This is a genomic window from Paraburkholderia sp. GV068, from assembly GCF_003058125.1.
Classification (GTDB): Bacteria; Pseudomonadota; Gammaproteobacteria; order Burkholderiales; family Burkholderiaceae; genus Paraburkholderia; species Paraburkholderia graminis.
The window spans coordinates 137,560-153,865 of the sequence record NZ_QBUB01000004.1 but is presented as its reverse complement, the minus strand read 5'-3'; the positions used below and the strand labels follow the sequence as shown (position 1 = coordinate 153,865).

Here is a 16,306-nt window from a genome sequence, read left to right as displayed (position 1 = left end):
CAATCGCGTGCGCAATTCGCGGGCAACTTCGCACCTGGATCAAGCGGCGGAAAGGAAAACTTGCGCCGCGCAGGAACTCGTCTAAAGTGAATCAAATCATCCTCGCGACGCGCGAATGGCGCGTTTCCGCATGCGACGGATGACGAGCCCGCGTCGCCGGCATTGGACAAGGAGGAGGCAGCCCGGGGCGCGATCAGATGTAACCGGCGTGCGCATTACCCATGCGAATCATGCGCGGCGCCTAACTTCCAGGTGACTCCCATGCAGATCCTTTTCCCGAATGAAAATCCTGAGTATTCAGGTCGCGAACTCACCCTGGCGTTTCCGGCGCTGGTCGATGGGCAGAGGGTGGAGTGCATGATCACCGCGGAAGCGCTCGAAGATCATTTCGGCGCCGCGTCGCCGCGTCTGGAAGACATGGTCGGCGCGTTCGACACGCACCGCGAGCGCATCGAAGCCGCCACGCGTCGTCTGCTCTCTGAGACGAGCGCGCAATGCGTCGTGCTGCGCAGCGGCTATGTGCGCTTTTATGAAGCGAACTGGCGTGCCTGAGCGCATCGGCACGCCGCGGTTCGCAAGAACTTACTCGCTGCCGAGGTAGAAATAGCGGAACAGGAAGATCGCCGCGATGATCCACACGACGAGCTTCACCTGGCGCGCGCGGCCGGTCAGCAACTTCAGTCCCGCATACGAGATGAAGCCGAACGCGACGCCATTCGCGATCGAGTAAGTGAACGGCATCAGCAGAGCCGTGAGCGCGGCCGGCACGACTTCGGTTGCGTCGTCCCACGGCAGGTCGAGCATTTCGCGCAGCATCAGGCACGACACGTAGAGCAGCGCCGGCGCCGTCGCGTAGCCGGGCACCACGCCCGCGAGCGGCGCGAAGAACAGCGCGGCAAGGAACAGCACGGCCACCGTGACCGCCGTCACGCCGGTGCGCCCGCCTGCCTGCACGCCCGACGCGCTTTCGATATACGCGGTCGTCGACGACGTCCCGAGCATCGAGCCCGCCAGAATGGCGGTGCTGTCCGCAAGCAGCGCGCGGTTCAGCCGATGCATCTTGCCTTCCACCAGCAGACCCGCGCGATTGGCCACGCCCATCAGCGTGCCCGTTGCATCGAACAGTTCAACGAGGAAGAACACCAGGATCACGTTCAGCACGCCGGTGGACAGCGCGCCGCGAATGTCGAGCTGGAACAGCGTCGGCGAAATCGACGGCGGCGCGGACACGATGCCGTGGAACTGATTGCCGCCGAAGAAAAAGCTCAATACGGTCACGCCGACAATGCCGATCAGGATCGCGCCGCGCACGCGCAGATAGTCGAGCGTGACGATCGCGAAAAAGCCGATGATCGCGAGCACCACATGCGGGTTATGCAGATCGCCGAGCGTGACGAGCGTGGCCGGATTGCCGACCACGACGCCCGCCGTCTTCAGCGAAATGATCGCGAGAAAGAGGCCGATGCCGCCGGTGATGGCGATGCGTATCGAGTGCGGAATGCCGGTGACAATGACCTCGCGCACGCGAAACAGCGTAACGACGAGAAACAGGCACCCGGAGATGAACACCGCGCCGAGCGCGGCTTGCCACGTAAAGCCCATGCCCTTGACGACCGTGTACGCGAAGTACGCGTTCAGGCCCATGCCCGGCGCAAGCGCGATCGGGTAGTTCGCATACAGACCCATGATCAGCGAGGCCAGCGCGGCGACGAGGCAGGTCGCGACGAACACGGCGTCTTTCGGCATCCCCGCGTCGCCCAGAATCGCCGGGTTCACGAAGATGATGTAGGCCATCGTCAGAAAAGTGGTCAGGCCGGCCAGCACTTCCGTGCGCAGATTGGTGCCGGCGGCGTCGAGGCCGAAATAGCGTTTTATGGAATCCATATGGCGGGTCTCTCGTCGTAGGGGCGAGATGATACCTTGCCAGCGCGTGGGGCGCAGCCGCAAGCGAATTTACGATGTCGCCAGGCAACGGTGCGCGCGGCTTACGGCTCGCGTGGCTTCGTCAGACGGTCCACCACGGCGTTCAGCATATCGACTGGCAGCGGAAACACGATGGTCGAGTTCTTGTCGGCGGCAATTGTCGTGAGCGTTTGCAGGTAGCGCAACTGCATGGCTTGCGGCTCGCGCGCGAGCGTCTGCGCGGCCTGCAGCAATTGCTGCGACGCCTGCAATTCGCCTTCCGCATGAATCACCTTCGCGCGCCGTTCGCGCTCCGCTTCGGCCTGACGGGCAATCGCGCGGATCATCGTTTCGTTGATGTCCACATGCTTGATCTCGACGATGGCGACCTTGATGCCCCACGCATCGGTCTGCGCGTCGAGCACTTTCTGGATGTCGGCGTTGAGCTGTTCGCGATCGGCGAGCAGTTCATCGAGTTCATGCTTGCCGAGCACCGCGCGCAGCGTGGTCTGCGATAGCTGACTCGTCGCTTCGAAATAGCGCGCCACCTGGATCACGGCCTTCTCCGGATCGACCACGCGAAAGTACACCACCGCGTTGACCTTGACCGAAACGTTGTCGCGCGTGATCACGTCCTGCGGCGGCACGTCGAAGACGACCGTGCGCAGGTCGATGCGCACCACCTGCTGCACGACCGGAATAATCAGCACGAGCCCAGGCCCCTTGACCTTCCAGAAGCGCCCGAGCATGAACACGACGCCGCGTTCGTACTCGCGAAAGATCTTTATCGACGATGCAATCAGCGCGGCGATGAGCAGAATCAGAATGCTGCTGAAGCCGAATGTGAAACCGATCATGAGGTTTTTCCTCCGAGAGAGGGGTGTTGCTGTTGCTGTTGTGCTTGCTGTTGTTGCAGCGCCTGGGCGGCGGCGATGGGCTCGACCGTGAGCGTCAGCCCCTGGCGCGCGGTCACGCGAACCGCGTCGCCGGCCGCGAGCGGAACCGCGCTCGACACCTGCCAGCGCTCGCCGTTGATCCGCGCCCAGCCGGCCAGGCTGCTGTTTGCCGCGTCTGGGTCCGCGGCCGCGTCTGAGGCGGCGACGAGACCGCCTTCGAGGACCACGCCGACGCTGCCGATCAGCCCTTCGGAACCCGTCACGACCGGCCTGCGCCGCGCCCGCAGCGCGAGCTGCGATACGCCCAGCACGAACAGCACGCTGAATACGGTGACGGCGGCGATCATCGGCAGCGGGATGCCGTAGCCGGGCACGTCCGTGTCGATCAGCATCAACGCGCCGATCACGAACGCGACAATGCCGCCGAAGCCGAGCGAACCGAAGGTCGGCAGAAACGCCTCGCCGATCAGAAACGCGATGCCGAGAAAGATCAGGCCGAGGCCGACGTAGTTGACCGGCAGCATCTGCATGGCGAACAGCCCGATAAGCAGACTGATCGCGCCGACCACGCCGGGCAGCACGAAACCGGGGTTCGCGAATTCGAAAAAGAGGCCGTACATGCCGAGCATCAGCAGCATCAGCGCGACGTTCGGGTCGGTGATGACCGCGAGGAAGTGGCTGCGCCAGTCGGCTTCGAGCGTGACGACGGGCGCATGCGCCGTCGCGAGCTTGACGTTGCCCGCGCTCGTTGCGACGGTGCGGCCGTCGAGCTGACGCAGCAGATCGGGCACGTCGCGCGCGTTGAGGTCGACGACGTGCTGCGCGAGCGCGTCGGCGGCCGTGAGGCTCACTGCCTCGCGCACCGCGCGCTCGGCCCAGTCGGCGTTGCGCCCGCGCATTTGCGCGAGGCCGCGGATATAGGCGGCGGCGTCGTGAACCTGCTTGCGCAGTTCCGTCGATTGGGTGTCGAGCGGGAGTGTGGTGGGGGAGCTGGTTGATGCCGGGCTTGTCGTGGCGCTCGCGCCGCTTGCGCTGCTGGCGGCACCAACGCCACTAGCCGAACCGCCGGCCCCCGGCGCCGGCGCTTGCGGCGTGCGATCGCCCGTGCCCGGCAGGCGCGGCGTGCCGCCTCCCGAAGGCTCCGTGCCGCCGATGCCCATCTGGATCGGCGTGGCCGCGCCGAGGTTGGTGCCCGGCGCCATCGCCGCAATATGGCTCGCGTAGACGATGTAGGTCCCCGCGCTCGCGGCCCGCGCGCCGCTCGGGGCGATGAACGTCGCGACCGGCACCGGCGAGCCGAGGATCGCCTTGATGATCTGCCGCATCGACGTATCGAGTCCGCCCGGCGTGTCCAGTTGCAGCACCGCGAGTTGCGCGTGACTGTCGGCGGCGCGCTGCAGACTGCGCACGATGAAGTCGGCGCTCGCAGGTCCGATCGCGCCGCTGACGGGAATCACGACCACGCTGTTGAGCGCTTGCGCAACGGCGTTCTGTCCACCGACGGGCGCGGCCTGAGCCACAGCCGCATCTTCGCCCGACGCGAACCCAGGTACGAACCCAGGCCCAAACAGACCCCCAACCGCGAACGTCAAAAGCATCCCGAACGCGGTCATGCCGCGCAGGAACCGGCGCGCGACACCGCCGCGGATAAACGGCCGGCGCGCGCCAGACTGCCGGAACGGGCGACGTGAAGACGTGCTCATGGCTAACGGGCGCCGCGTGCCGTCGACGGATACGAAGACGGACCGGCGCGGGCCGACCCTCCAGGAAGACTGGCCTGCTTCTTACAGCTTAGTCCGATTCCGCGCGCCGCGTGAGGTCCGCGCGCGCCGGACGATAGTCGGTGGGCCGCATGCCGGTCCATTTGCGGAACGCGCGATGAAACGCGCTCGGCTCCGCAAAGCCCACCGACGCCGCGATGTCCGCAATCGTGCGGCGCGACTGCTGCAATTCGCCAATCGCAATGTCGCGCCGCAGGTCGTCCTTGATCGACTGATACGTATGGCCTTCCTGCTTCAGACGGCGCCGCATGGTCGCCTCGGCGACGTTCAGGCGCGCGGCCATCTGGTCGGCGGCGGGCCAGCTCGCCATCGGCAATGCGCGCAGCGTTTTGCGCACGCGCGCGGCCAGCGAACCCGGATTGCGGTATTTGACGACGAAGCTCGCCGGCGCGTCGCGCAGAAACGGCCTGGCCGAGTTCGCCGTTTGAATCACCGGCAGTTCGAGAAACGCCGGCGAGAGGTCCACGTAAGACTCCGGTTGATCGAACGCCATGTCGTCGCAAAACATCAGCCGGTACTCGTGCGCGGCGGGCGGCTCGGCGCAGCGGAAGCGCGCTTCGATCAGCGGAATGCGGCGTCCGACCAGCCAGCACAACAGCCCATAGACGACGATGAAATACGTCGCATACGCAAACATCGTGGGCGGCCGGGTTCCCTCGCGTTCGACGAAGGTGAGACGCACGCGCTCCGCGTCGGTCTCGACGCGCGCGCCGAGATCGTCCAGCACGAGCCGCATGAAACCGATTGCGCGCGACAGCGCCTGCGCACCGTTGCGCGCCGTGAGCGCCGTCTGCGTCATCGCGATGAAGCTGCCGAATTTCATGCGATGCGAGTCCTGACCGAAAAATTCATCGTCGAGCGCGCGTGCGATGCCGACCCACAACGCGCCGTATTGCGCCGACGACACGCGGCTTTTCGGCGACGCCAGCATCGGCGCGGCGATGCCGGCGGCTTCTGCAAGCTGCAGCGCATCCACACCGCGCGCCGCCGCGAGCGCAAGCGTTTCGTTGACCAGCGCAACGGAGATGGTGCCTTTTTCGGTTTTCATCGGCGATGGTTCGGCAGGGTAGTTGAAGTGGCAATCGCGCTCAACGTTTTGCTTATCAGAAAAGCTCTAATGCGGCAAAAACGCGGCCGTTGCCGCACTGCATGGTATCAGTATGGCAAATGCGCTCACACATAATGATCGCGCTGAGCATCGAAGCCGGCGGCCGGCTTGCCTACACTTGCTTCGAACGCAAGCACAGGACTCACGCTCATGGACAGTTTCTACACCGAAGAACAACGCATGATCCGCGACGCGGCGCGCGACTTTGCCAGCGAGCGCCTTGCGCCGAACGCCGCTCAATGGGATCGCGACGCGCAACTGCCCGCGGACGTCGTGAGACAAATGGGCGAGCTCGGCTTTCTCGGCATGATCGTGCCGCCGCATTGGGGCGGCTCATACACCGACTACGTGGCCTACGCGCTCGCGCTCGAAGAAATCGCCGCGGGCTGCGCCGCGTGTGCGACGCTGATGAGCGTGCATAACTCCGTCGGCTGCGGACCGATTCTGAATTTCGGCAGCGACGCGCAGAAAGACCGCTATTTGCAGGACCTCGCGACCGGCCGGCGCATCGGCGCATTCTGTCTGACTGAGCCGCAGGCGGGCTCCGAGGCGAACAACCTGCGCACGCGTGCGGTGCTGCGCGACGGCAAGTGGATACTCAACGGCAGCAAGCAGTTCGTGACCAACGGTGCGCGCGCCGACATCGCCATCGTATTCGCGGTCACGGACCCCGATCGCGGCAAGCGCGGCCTGTCCGCGTTTATCGTGCCGACCGATACGCCGGGCTTCAACGTCGGCAAGCCCGAACACAAGCTCGGCATTCGCGCGTCCGACACCTGCCCGATTTCGCTCGACGACTGCGCGGTGCCCGAAGCGAATCTGCTTGGCGAAGCGGGCGAGGGCCTGCGTATCGCGCTGTCGAACCTGGAGGGCGGACGCATCGGCATCGCGGCGCAAGCCGTGGGCATTGCGCGCGCCGCGTTCGACGCCGCGCGCGCCTATGCCAGCGAGCGCATGCAGTTCGGCAAGGCGCTGAAGGATCATCAGACCATCGCCAACATGCTCGCGGACATGGCCACGCGCCTGAACGCCGCGCGCCTGCTCGTGCATCACGCAGCGCGGCTGCGCTCGGCGGGCGAGCCGTGTTTGTCGGAGGCATCGCAGGCGAAACTGTTCGCGTCGGAAATGGCCGAGCAGATCTGCTCGAACGCGATCCAGATTCACGGCGGCTACGGTTATCTCGAGGACTACGCGGTGGAGCGCCATTACCGCGACGCCCGCATCACGCAAATTTACGAAGGAACCAGCGAAGTGCAGCGCATGGTGATCGCGCGTCACGTTTGAACGCTGCGCGAGCCGAGTTTGAGCGCAAAATAGCTTGCGGATAAAACTAAACCCGAGCAAACGCGGACCAATACCGCGCCCATCAGGAGACGACCATGACTGCAGCGAAAGCATTTGTCGACGCACGCGATCTGTTATTGCGCCATCGAACCGACTATGAGCGCGCATACCGCGAGTTCGCGTGGCCGGTGCTGGACGAGTTCAACTGGGCGCTCGACTACTTCGACGTCATCGCGCGCGATAACGACAACCCGGCGTTGTGGATCGTCGACGATCCGGCAGGCGAGGGCCTGCGTTTGTCGTACGCGCAAATGTCGGAGCGCTCCGCGCGCATGGCCAACTTTCTGCGCGGCGTGGGCGTGCAACGCGGCGACCGCGTGCTGCTGATGCTGCCGAACCGCGTCGAACTGTGGGACGTGATGCTCGCCGCAATGAAGCTCGGCGCGATCGTGCTGCCCGCCACCACGCAGCTTTCCGCCGACGACGTGCGCGACCGCGTGCAGATAGGCGGCGCGAACTTCGTCGTGGTGGACAGCGCGGAGCTGTCCAAATTCGATTCGCTCGATGTGCCGTTGACGCGTCTATCCGTCGGCACGCCGCGCGACGGCTGGATCGATCTTGCGGCCGCGTATGACGCATCGCCGCAATTCACGCCGCAAGGCATCACGCGCGCCACCGATCCGCTGCTGCTTTACTTCACGTCCGGCACCACGTCGAAGCCCAAGCTCGTCGAGCATACGCATCAGAGCTATCCGGTTGGCCATCTGTCGACGATGTACTGGATCGGCCTGCAACCGAACGACATCCATTGGAATATCAGCTCGCCGGGCTGGGCCAAACACGCGTGGAGCTGCTTCTTTGCGCCGTGGAATGCGCAGGCCTGTGTGTTCGTTTTCAACTTCGCGCGCTTCGTGCCGAAAGACACGCTGAACGTGCTGGTGCGTTTCAACGTGAGCACCGTGTGCGCGCCGCCGACCGTCTGGCGCATGCTCGTGCAGGAGCCGCTCGCGGATTATCCGGTGAAGCTGCGCGAGATTGTCGGCGCGGGCGAGCCGCTCAATCCGGAGATTATCGAGCGCGTGAAGCACGCATGGAGCATCACGATACGCGACGGTTTTGGGCAAACCGAGACCACTTGCCAGATCGGCAATTCGCCGGGCCAACCGGTTGTGGCCGGTTCGATGGGACGTCCGTTGCCGGGCTACAAAATCGAACTGATCGACGCCGACGATCACCCTGTCACCGAAGGCGAAATCGCATTGCCGATCGGCGCCGATGGCAAGGACCGTCCGCTCGGTCTGATGACCGGCTACGCGAACAACGCGAAGGCGACCGCCGAGGCCATGCGCAACGGTTTCTACCGCACGTCCGACGTGGCGCTGCGACGCGATGACGGCTACTACGTGTACGTCGGCCGCGCCGACGACGTTTTCAAATCGTCCGATTACCGGTTGAGTCCGTTCGAACTCGAAAGCGTGTTGATCGAGCACGAGGCCATCGGCGAAGCGGCAGTCGTGCCGAGCGCCGACGCGCTGCGCCTGTCGGTGCCGAAGGCTTTCGTCACCGTGCGCCAGGGCTACGAAGCCGGCCCCGAACTCGCGCGCGCCGTGTTCGCGTTCTCGCGCGAAAAGCTCGCACCGTATAAGCGGATTCGCCGTCTGCAATTCAGCGAGCTGCCGAAAACCATCTCCGGAAAGATTCGCCGCGTCGAGTTGCGGCGCCGTGAAATGGAGCGGCAAGCCGAGCCGGCACGCTTGCCCGACGAGTACTGGGAAGAAGATTTCCCCGATCTGCGCTAGGCGTCATTAAGCACTTTTATTCGACCGTACTTACTGTGCGTCGGTCACTGAGCCACGACGCACACCACAGAGCCACCACCGATTCACCGCATAGGAGTTTCCAGCATGAGCGCAATTGCCCCGGATACCGTCAAGCTGCTGATCAACGGCGAATTCGTCGAATCGACAACCACCGAATGGCGCGACATCGTCAATCCGGCGACGCAACAGGTGCTGGCGCGCGTGCCGTTTGCGACCGCCGACGAAGTCAACGAAGCGATCCGCTCGGCGCATGCCGCGTTCAGCACATGGAAGAACACGCCGATCGGCGCGCGCATGCGCATCATGCTGAAGTACCAGGCGCTGATTCGCGAGCATCTGCCGCGCATTGCAAAGACACTGAGCGCCGAGCAGGGCAAGACGATTGCCGACGCCGAAGGCGACGTCTTTCGCGGACTCGAAGTCGTCGAGCATGCGTGTTCGATCGGCACCTTGCAGCAGGGCGAATTCGCGGAAAACGTCGCGGGCGGCGTGGACACTTACACGCTGCGCCAGCCGCTCGGCGTATGCGCGGGCATCACGCCGTTCAACTTCCCCGCGATGATCCCGCTATGGATGTTCCCGATGGCGATCGTCTGCGGCAATACGTTCGTGCTGAAGCCTTCGGAGCAGGACCCGTTATCGACGATGCAACTGGTCGAACTCGCGTTGGAGGCAGGCGTGCCCAAGGGCGTGCTGAACGTCGTGCACGGCGGCAAGGACGTGGTCGACGCGCTCTGCACACATGAACTCGTGAAGGCGATTTCGTTTGTCGGCTCGACGGCGGTCGGCACGCACGTGTATCGCCTCGGCAGCGAGCACGGCAAACGCGTGCAGTCGATGATGGGCGCAAAAAACCACGCCGTCGTGCTGCCCGACGCGAATCGCGAGCAAACGTTGAATGCGCTCGCGGGTGCGGGCTTCGGCGCGGCGGGGCAGCGTTGCATGGCGACCTCGGTGGTCGTGCTGGTGGGCGCGGCGCAGCAATGGCTGCCGGACATCGTCGCCAAGGCGAAGACGCTCAAGGTCAACGCGGGCCACGAGCCGAACACCGATGTCGGTCCGGTAGTGTCGCGCGCCGCGAAGCAGCGCATTCTCGGGCTGATCGAAGCGGGCGTGAAGGAAGGCGCGACGCTCGCGCTCGACGGCCGCGACGTGAAAGTGCCTGGCTACGAGCAGGGCAATTTCATCGGCCCCACGATTTTCAGCGACGTCAGCACGGAGATGGAAATCTATCGCACGGAGATTTTCGGGCCGGTGCTGCTGGTGCTCAACGCCGCGACGCTCGACGACGCGATCGCGCTCGTCAACCGCAATCCGTTTGGCAACGGCGTCGGACTGTTCACGCAAAGCGGCGCGGCGGCGCGCAAATTCCAGAGCGAAATCGACGTCGGCCAGGTCGGCATCAACATTCCGATTCCGGTGCCCGTGCCGTTCTTCAGCTTCACGGGTTCGCGCGGTTCGAAGCTCGGCGATCTCGGTCCGTACGGTAAACAGGTCGTGCAGTTCTACACGCAAACCAAGACCGTCACCGCGCACTGGTTTGACGACGACACGATCAACGACGGCGTGAACACCACGATCAGCCTGCGCTGAGCGAGCCGCAAACAGGGAGACGGCATCATGAAAATAGGCTTTATCGGACTCGGCAACATGGGCGCGCCGATGGCGCACAACCTCTTGAAGGCGGGCCATGCGGTCAACGTTTTCGACCTGAATGCACAAGCCCTGCAGGCGCTTGTCGATGCGGGTGCTAAGGCGGCCGCTTCGCCGAAAGCGGCGGTCGCCGACGTTGAATGCGTGATCACGATGCTGCCCGCGGCGGCGCATGTGCGCAGTGTGCTCACGGCAGAAGACGGCGTCTTGGCCGGCATTCCCAAAGGCGTGACCATCGTCGATTCGAGCACGATCGATCCCGCCAGCGTGAAAGCGTTCGCGGAACTCGCGCGGCAGCACGGCAACACGTTTGTCGATGCACCCGTGTCCGGCGGCACCGGCGGCGCGGCCGCGGGCACGCTGACCTTCATGGTCGGCGGCAGCGCGAGCGCGTATGAAGCGGTGAAGCCGGTATTGTCGGCGATGGGCAAGAATATCGTGCATTGCGGCGACACGGGCACGGGCCAGGTCGCGAAGATCTGCAACAACCTCGTGCTCGGCATCACGATGGCGGGCGTGGCCGAGGCCATGTCGCTCGGCGAAGCGCTCGGCATCGACGTGAAGGTGCTTGCCGGCATCGTCAATACGTCGACGGGGCGCTGCTGGAGTTCGGACACGTATAACCCGATGCCGGGCGTGATCGACAGCGCGCCGTCCTCGCGTGGATACAGCGGCGGTTTCGGCACGGATCTCATGCTCAAGGATCTCGGCCTCGCGACGGATGCGGCCAAATTCGCGCGTCAACCCGTCTATCTCGGCGCGCTCGCGCAGCAGCTTTATCAAACGATGAGCGCAAAAGGCGCGGGACGTCTGGACTTTTCGGTGGTCATCAAGCTTTATCGTCAAGGGAGCTTGAGTGACAACGGCAGCGACAGCACGAAGGGAGACGCGTAATGATCGAACTCGACTACGCGCACAACGGAACCGTCGCACAACTCACCCTCAAGCGCCCGCCCGCGAATGCGTTCACGCCCGAAGGCTTGCTGCAATTGCAGCAGACGGTGGAGCGGCTGAACGGCGACGCGCGCGTTCGTGCAATCGTCATCACTGGCGAGGGGCCGAAGTTCTTCAGCGCGGGCGCCGACCTCAACACCTTCGCCGACGGCAATCGCGACGTGGCGCGTGTCGCGGCGGCCCGCTTCGGCGCCGCGTTCGAAACGTTGCAGAATGCGCGGCCCGTGGTGATCGCCGCGATCAACGGTTATGCAATGGGCGGCGGGCTCGAATGCGCGCTCGCTTGCGACATCCGTATCGCCGAACAGCACGCGGTGATGGCGCTGCCCGAGACCGCGGTCGGCTTGCTGCCCTGCGGTTGCGGCACGCAGACGCTGCCGTGGCTCGTCGGAGAAGGCTGGGCGAAGCGCATGATTCTCACCGGCGAACGCGTCGACGCGGCGACCGCGTTGCGCATCGGTCTCGTCGAAGAGGTCGTGGAAAAGGGCGCAGCGCGCGAGGCCGCGCTGATTATGGCGGCGCGCGTCGCAGGGCTGAGCCCGCAGGCGGTCGGCTTCAGCAAGACGCTGATTCATCAGGCGCGCAACGGCGTGCCGCGTTCGGCTGCGCTCGCGCTGGAGCGCGAACGTTTCGTCGATCTGTTCGATGGAGCCGATCAGCGCGAAGGCGTCAATGCGTTCCTCGAAAAACGCGCGCCGCGCTGGGAGGTCATGCAAAGCGTAGATGCCGCCCGCGCAAACGAGGAGACGCAACGATGAGCGCCTTGCAAAGCGTCGCATCAGAATTCGCATCCGAAGCCGGCGCAGAGCCGGAACGCGAGATCCTGTTTCGCGTCGTCAACCGCGTCGCGATCATCACGCTAAACCGGCCCGCTGCGCTGAATGCGCTATCGCACGCGATGATTCGCGAGCTTGCGATGCTGGTCGAACATTGCCGCAACGACGACGGCATCGTCGCGCTCGTGATGAAAGGTGCTGGAAACAAGGGCTTTTGTGCGGGCGGCGATGTGCGCGAGGTGCACCGGCTCGCGAAGAACGGCGACAACCGCTGGCTCGCATTTTTCATCGACGAATACCGGCTCGATTACGCGCTGCACACTTTTTCGAAGCCGGTCGTCGCGCTGCTCGACGGCATTGCGATGGGCGGCGGCATGGGGCTCGGCCAGGCGGCGCGGCTGCGCATCGTCACCGAGCGCAGCAAGATCGCGATGCCGGAGACGCGCATCGGCTTTCTGCCCGACGTTGGCGCGACGCGCTTTCTCGCCGCGATGTCCGCGGAACTGGAACTGTATGTCGGCCTGACCGGCGCGACCCTGTCCGGCGCCGATGCGTTGCGGCTGCAACTCGCCGATCTGTGCGTGCCGGCCGACTGGCTCGCTTCTTTCGAAGAGCGCTTGCGGCGCATGCCGCATGACAGCGATCTGATGAGCGCATTGCGCGGCGTGTTCGAGCCGCCGTGCAACATTGTGCCGCACGCCGCGTTGGCGCAGTTGACGCCGCAGGTTCTGCGGCATTTCGACCGGCGTTCGGCCGTCGACAGAATCGTGGCGACGTTGCGGCACGATCTCGACCGCGACTCGCCGCGTGAAGTGAAGCAATGGCTGCAATCCACCTACGATGCGCTCGTCGCGCACTCGCCGACCATGCTTTACGTGACGCGCGAGGCGTTGTTGCGCGGCCGGCAGATGACACTCGCCGAATGCTTCCGGATGGAGCTCGGCATCGTCAAACGCGCGATCGAGGAGGGCGATTTCTGCGAAGGCGTGCGCGCGCAGTTGATCGACAAGGACCGCAAGGGACGCTGGGCGCCGGCCACGCTCGCCGAAGTGCGGCCCGAGCGGGTCAGGCATTTTCTGACTTCGCCGTGGAAGCGGGAAGCGCATCCGCTGGGCGATCTGGGTGTCGATACGAACTGATGCACCAGCCAGATTCACGACCAACCATGAGCCGCGATGACCGGAGCGGCCAACGCGGCACATGGAACGGAAAACGCGATCAGTTCACCTGCAACTGTCCGCCTCTTCCCAGGCCGCCCTTGACGTCCTGTGCCTTGTAGCTACGGAGCGCGACGACCATCTTGTTGTATGCGTCGATGAACGCCGCGACCGTCGCCTTGCCTTCCGGCGTCCTTGAGAATCCGCTCAGTCCGCCTCCTGCGCCGCCGCCGAGGCCGGCCAACGCCGCGCCATAGTTGGTCGCGGTCGAGTTGCCTTCGGCTGCCGATATTTGCAGCGCCGAACGCACATCGAAGAGCGTCAGTGTGACCACCGACGCCTTCGACTGCATGCCGCCCGCGATCTTGCCCAACGCATTGCCGCCGATCAACCCGCCCAGCACGCCGCTGACGCCGCCAATCGCCGAGTCGTTGATAATGATCTGCGGTTCCATGTAGTAGTCTGCCGCGACCCGTTGACCTTTCTGCTGTTTCGATCCGGCGCGGTACTCGCCGGAATTGCGTTGCAAACCCGTGATGCGCGACAGCCGTGCATCGGTCTTCTGATTGCCGATCGACGTGATCACAAAACAGTTCGATTGCTGTACTGCAAGACGCAGCAGCGGTTCGATCGTCGTGACCTGAGTCGCGCTGCCGAATGGACCGAACCAGTCTGCATTGCGTCCGTCGTCGACTGCAATCGTGCCGAGCGGCGCCTTGCAGCGCTCGAGCGTTTCGTCGGCGCCCGCGCTTGTCGAGCCACCGGCTGCACCGGAGACACCCGCGCTTTGTCCGCCAGTGGATACCATGCCCCCGCAGGCGCTTAGAGATCCGATCAAAATGATCGAGAAGACGCCCTTGGCGCTCCGATATGTCGAATTGAGCTTCATGTTTTGATGTTCTTGGAGGATGCGTGATGCAGTTGACGGAATATCAATGAGATGGCCGAGCGCATATGTTCTGTTTGAGATGCGTCAATACCAGTACCAGCCCCGGCCCTGCCAATAACCCTGGTAGGGATAATCGGCATACCAGTTGCCGTAAAGCGCACGCGCTTCTGTCTGCCACCGGTAGTAATCCTGATCGGATTGCTTGGCCGCTCGCGCTTGCGCGAGTAGTTTTCCCGACTCCTTATCGCCGCGTTCCGATGCGATCATCAGCCACTTCTCGGCCTCACGAGGATCGGGTCCCATCTCTTCGAGACCGAACAGATAAAAACGGCCCAGTGCTTTCTGTGCTTGCAGGTCGCCGCCTTCGGCCGCCTTGCGCATCCATTTGAGCGCCTGATAACTGTCCTGACGCACGCCGTCGCCGCGAAAATAACGCAGGCCCAGGTCGTAAGCTGCACGCGGGTTGGTCTCCCCGGCTTTTACCAGCGCGGCGATGCGCCGGTCCGAATCTGTTTCGGCCGAATCGTGGCCGTTGCGCGAAGCGTCTAAGGCAATCTGACTTTTTGGCCGCTCGGCACATCCGCTGTCGTCGCAAATGCGCACGAACTGACTCGCCGACTGACCATGCGCACAGGCCGCCAGAATCAGGACGGCCGATGGCGCCAATTGGCGATACCCCATTTGTGATCCCCGGTTCTGATTGTGAAATCGCGCCAGGAAACGCAAGCCGAGGTTAGCGTTGGGTTTTCCTGACGCGTATCTTCATAACTAAGACAGGCGGAAAAATAGTAGCAGTTGCGCGTTGCGCGCTTTTGCCTGAGCGTCTCTATTACTTGTCTGTGCGTCTCAGTGCATGTTCACTTGTCGAGCTTGTCCAGCACGTCGCGCAGCGAGCCTGGCGAGTGGCCGCTGCGGCGAGACGCGGCTGGCTGCGCAGGTTCCGCTGCCCCCCGCTCGCGGGCGTCGCTCGGCGAGCAGCCGAACGCCTGGCGAAAGCTACGGCTGAAGTGCGACTCGCTCTTGAAACCGTACTGGAACGCCAGCGTGGACAGCCGCTGTTTCCGGCCCTTCGGGCTTTCCAGTATCTCGCGGATTTTTGCCAGCCTGCGCTGCTGGATATATGCGGCGACGCCGGACTCGCGCGCGAACAGCCGGTACAGATGAGCGCGCGAAATGCCCACGTCGCGGCAGATCTGCTGTGGAGAAAGCTGCGCAGCCGTCAGATTCGCATCGATATAACGGCGCACGCGGACCAGCAGCGCGTGGTTGATCTCGTTTTCGGCGTCGGCGAGCGTTTGAGCCGATGGCGCCAGCGCCGCCGAGACCATCGCCAGTGTCGCCTGCTCGATATAGGGCATGTCGGCGGGCGACAGGTACGGCAACTGGCGCCGCAGCGAAATCATGTGGTCGCCGAGCAAGGCGCTCATCGGGCCTTGCAGCACGGCGCCATGCAGATTCGCCGAGCGGATGCGCGGCTCGAGCAGATCGCGGGCGATCGTCAGAATAACCGTGTCACCGGCTACGATTTCCGAATCGAGTTCGCGGGCCAGATCGAGTACATAGATTTTCGACGGCTCTGCTTCGATCGGCGTGCGAGCCGCATATCCGGATAGAGAATGAGTAATGCCGAGGCAGAGATAAAAATGATCGAGGCCGTCCCTGCGGATCATTTGCGCTGACCGTTTTACGCCATAGGCGACCGGTTCCTGCTGTCCGGCCCAGGTGCCGCAACCCATCAATAGAGAGCCGATATAGCCGGTGGAAAGATCGTAATTGAAACTGGAAGAAACCGACTTTTCGATATCGACGTCGAATATCGCGTTCACCTCCTCACGCCATACTTCAAATCGTTGCTCATTCGGGTACGGTTCAGTACAAAAGCGATAGAAATATGGATTCAATCTCGAACTCCGGGAGTGAAGGGTCATATTGCCGGATCTTTTGATTCAGTGTTGCACGCGTTTTCGACAATCATGCCTTATATGGAGAAGAGGTGTGATTCGTCTAAGCGCCTATTAATGTTTTGCGTGAGTCCCGATTAAATCCACGCTCACGGTGCTGTCGTGCGCGATCGCGGGGCGCGGAT

Annotated in this window: 14 protein-coding genes; 7 read left to right on the top strand and 7 right to left on the bottom strand. The window is 63.7% G+C overall.

The features are described from left to right. Nucleotides 1–261: 261 nt before the first annotated feature. Nucleotides 262–552 carry a DUF1488 domain-containing protein gene (locus C8K18_RS10700; protein ID WP_006046718.1) on the top strand — a complete coding sequence of 97 codons (291 nt, stop codon included), beginning with the start codon at nt 262–264 and terminating at the stop codon, nt 550–552. Nucleotides 553–582: 30 nt separating this feature from the next. On the opposite strand, the gene C8K18_RS10695 is transcribed toward C8K18_RS10700, so the two are convergent. The 4 genes from C8K18_RS10695 to C8K18_RS10680 all read right to left on the bottom strand — a co-directional run bounded on the left by C8K18_RS10695 (nt 583) and on the right by C8K18_RS10680 (nt 5,627). After that, nucleotides 583–1,884 (bottom strand): NCS2 family permease, encoded by a 1,302-nt coding sequence (locus C8K18_RS10695; RefSeq protein ID WP_006046719.1) that lies wholly within the window; start codon nt 1,882–1,884, stop codon nt 583–585. A gap of 101 nt (nt 1,885–1,985) precedes the next feature. Beyond that, nucleotides 1,986–2,759 carry a slipin family protein gene (locus C8K18_RS10690; protein ID WP_006046720.1) on the bottom strand — a complete coding sequence of 258 codons (774 nt, stop codon included), beginning with the start codon at nt 2,757–2,759 and terminating at the stop codon, nt 1,986–1,988. Further along, nucleotides 2,756–4,501 carry a nodulation protein NfeD gene (locus C8K18_RS10685; RefSeq protein WP_107707440.1) on the bottom strand — a complete coding sequence of 582 codons (1,746 nt, stop codon included), beginning with the start codon at nt 4,499–4,501 and terminating at the stop codon, nt 2,756–2,758. Before C8K18_RS10685 ends, C8K18_RS10690 begins: the two co-directional genes overlap by 4 nt. Nucleotides 4,502–4,589: 88 nt before the next feature. Continuing rightward, nucleotides 4,590–5,627 carry an AraC family transcriptional regulator gene (locus C8K18_RS10680; RefSeq protein WP_107707439.1) on the bottom strand — a complete coding sequence of 346 codons (1,038 nt, stop codon included), beginning with the start codon at nt 5,625–5,627 and terminating at the stop codon, nt 4,590–4,592. A 210-nt stretch (nt 5,628–5,837) separates the two neighbouring features. Here C8K18_RS10680 and C8K18_RS10670 point away from each other — a divergent pair, with 210 nt between their 5' ends. From C8K18_RS10670 to C8K18_RS10645, 6 genes are all read left to right on the top strand, one after another. Beyond that, nucleotides 5,838–6,971 carry an acyl-CoA dehydrogenase family protein gene (locus C8K18_RS10670; protein ID WP_107707437.1) on the top strand — a complete coding sequence of 378 codons (1,134 nt, stop codon included), beginning with the start codon at nt 5,838–5,840 and terminating at the stop codon, nt 6,969–6,971. Nucleotides 6,972–7,066: 95 nt separating this feature from the next. Beyond that, on the top strand, nt 7,067–8,770 hold the full coding sequence (locus tag C8K18_RS10665; RefSeq protein ID WP_107707436.1) for an AMP-binding protein: 1,704 nt from the start codon (nt 7,067–7,069) through the stop codon (nt 8,768–8,770). A 105-nt stretch (nt 8,771–8,875) separates the two neighbouring features. After that, nucleotides 8,876–10,384 (top strand): CoA-acylating methylmalonate-semialdehyde dehydrogenase, encoded by a 1,509-nt coding sequence (locus tag C8K18_RS10660; RefSeq protein ID WP_107707435.1) that lies wholly within the window; start codon nt 8,876–8,878, stop codon nt 10,382–10,384. A gap of 27 nt (nt 10,385–10,411) precedes the next feature. Continuing rightward, a complete protein-coding gene (gene mmsB / locus C8K18_RS10655; RefSeq protein ID WP_107707434.1) occupies nt 10,412–11,338 on the top strand; it encodes a 3-hydroxyisobutyrate dehydrogenase in 927 nt (308 codons plus the stop codon). Further along, nucleotides 11,338–12,156, top strand: coding sequence for an enoyl-CoA hydratase (locus tag C8K18_RS10650; RefSeq protein WP_006046727.1), 819 nt, complete (start codon nt 11,338–11,340; stop codon nt 12,154–12,156). The genes mmsB and C8K18_RS10650 overlap by 1 nt, the downstream gene beginning before the upstream one ends. After that, complete coding sequence (locus C8K18_RS10645; RefSeq protein WP_107707433.1) at nt 12,153–13,313, top strand: enoyl-CoA hydratase/isomerase family protein; 1,161 nt, start codon at nt 12,153–12,155, stop codon at nt 13,311–13,313. The genes C8K18_RS10650 and C8K18_RS10645 overlap by 4 nt, the downstream gene beginning before the upstream one ends. A gap of 79 nt (nt 13,314–13,392) precedes the next feature. On the opposite strand, the gene C8K18_RS10640 is transcribed toward C8K18_RS10645, so the two are convergent. The 3 genes from C8K18_RS10640 to C8K18_RS10630 form a co-directional block, all read right to left on the bottom strand. Further along, nucleotides 13,393–14,220, bottom strand: a complete 828-nt coding sequence (locus C8K18_RS10640; RefSeq protein WP_006046729.1) for a hypothetical protein — start codon at nt 14,218–14,220, stop codon at nt 13,393–13,395. Nucleotides 14,221–14,304: 84 nt separating this feature from the next. Beyond that, nucleotides 14,305–14,901 carry a tetratricopeptide repeat protein gene (locus C8K18_RS10635; protein ID WP_107707432.1) on the bottom strand — a complete coding sequence of 199 codons (597 nt, stop codon included), beginning with the start codon at nt 14,899–14,901 and terminating at the stop codon, nt 14,305–14,307. A gap of 176 nt (nt 14,902–15,077) precedes the next feature. Next, nucleotides 15,078–16,046, bottom strand: coding sequence for a helix-turn-helix domain-containing protein (locus tag C8K18_RS10630; protein ID WP_258196101.1), 969 nt, complete (start codon nt 16,044–16,046; stop codon nt 15,078–15,080). Nucleotides 16,047–16,306 lie beyond the last annotated feature (260 nt).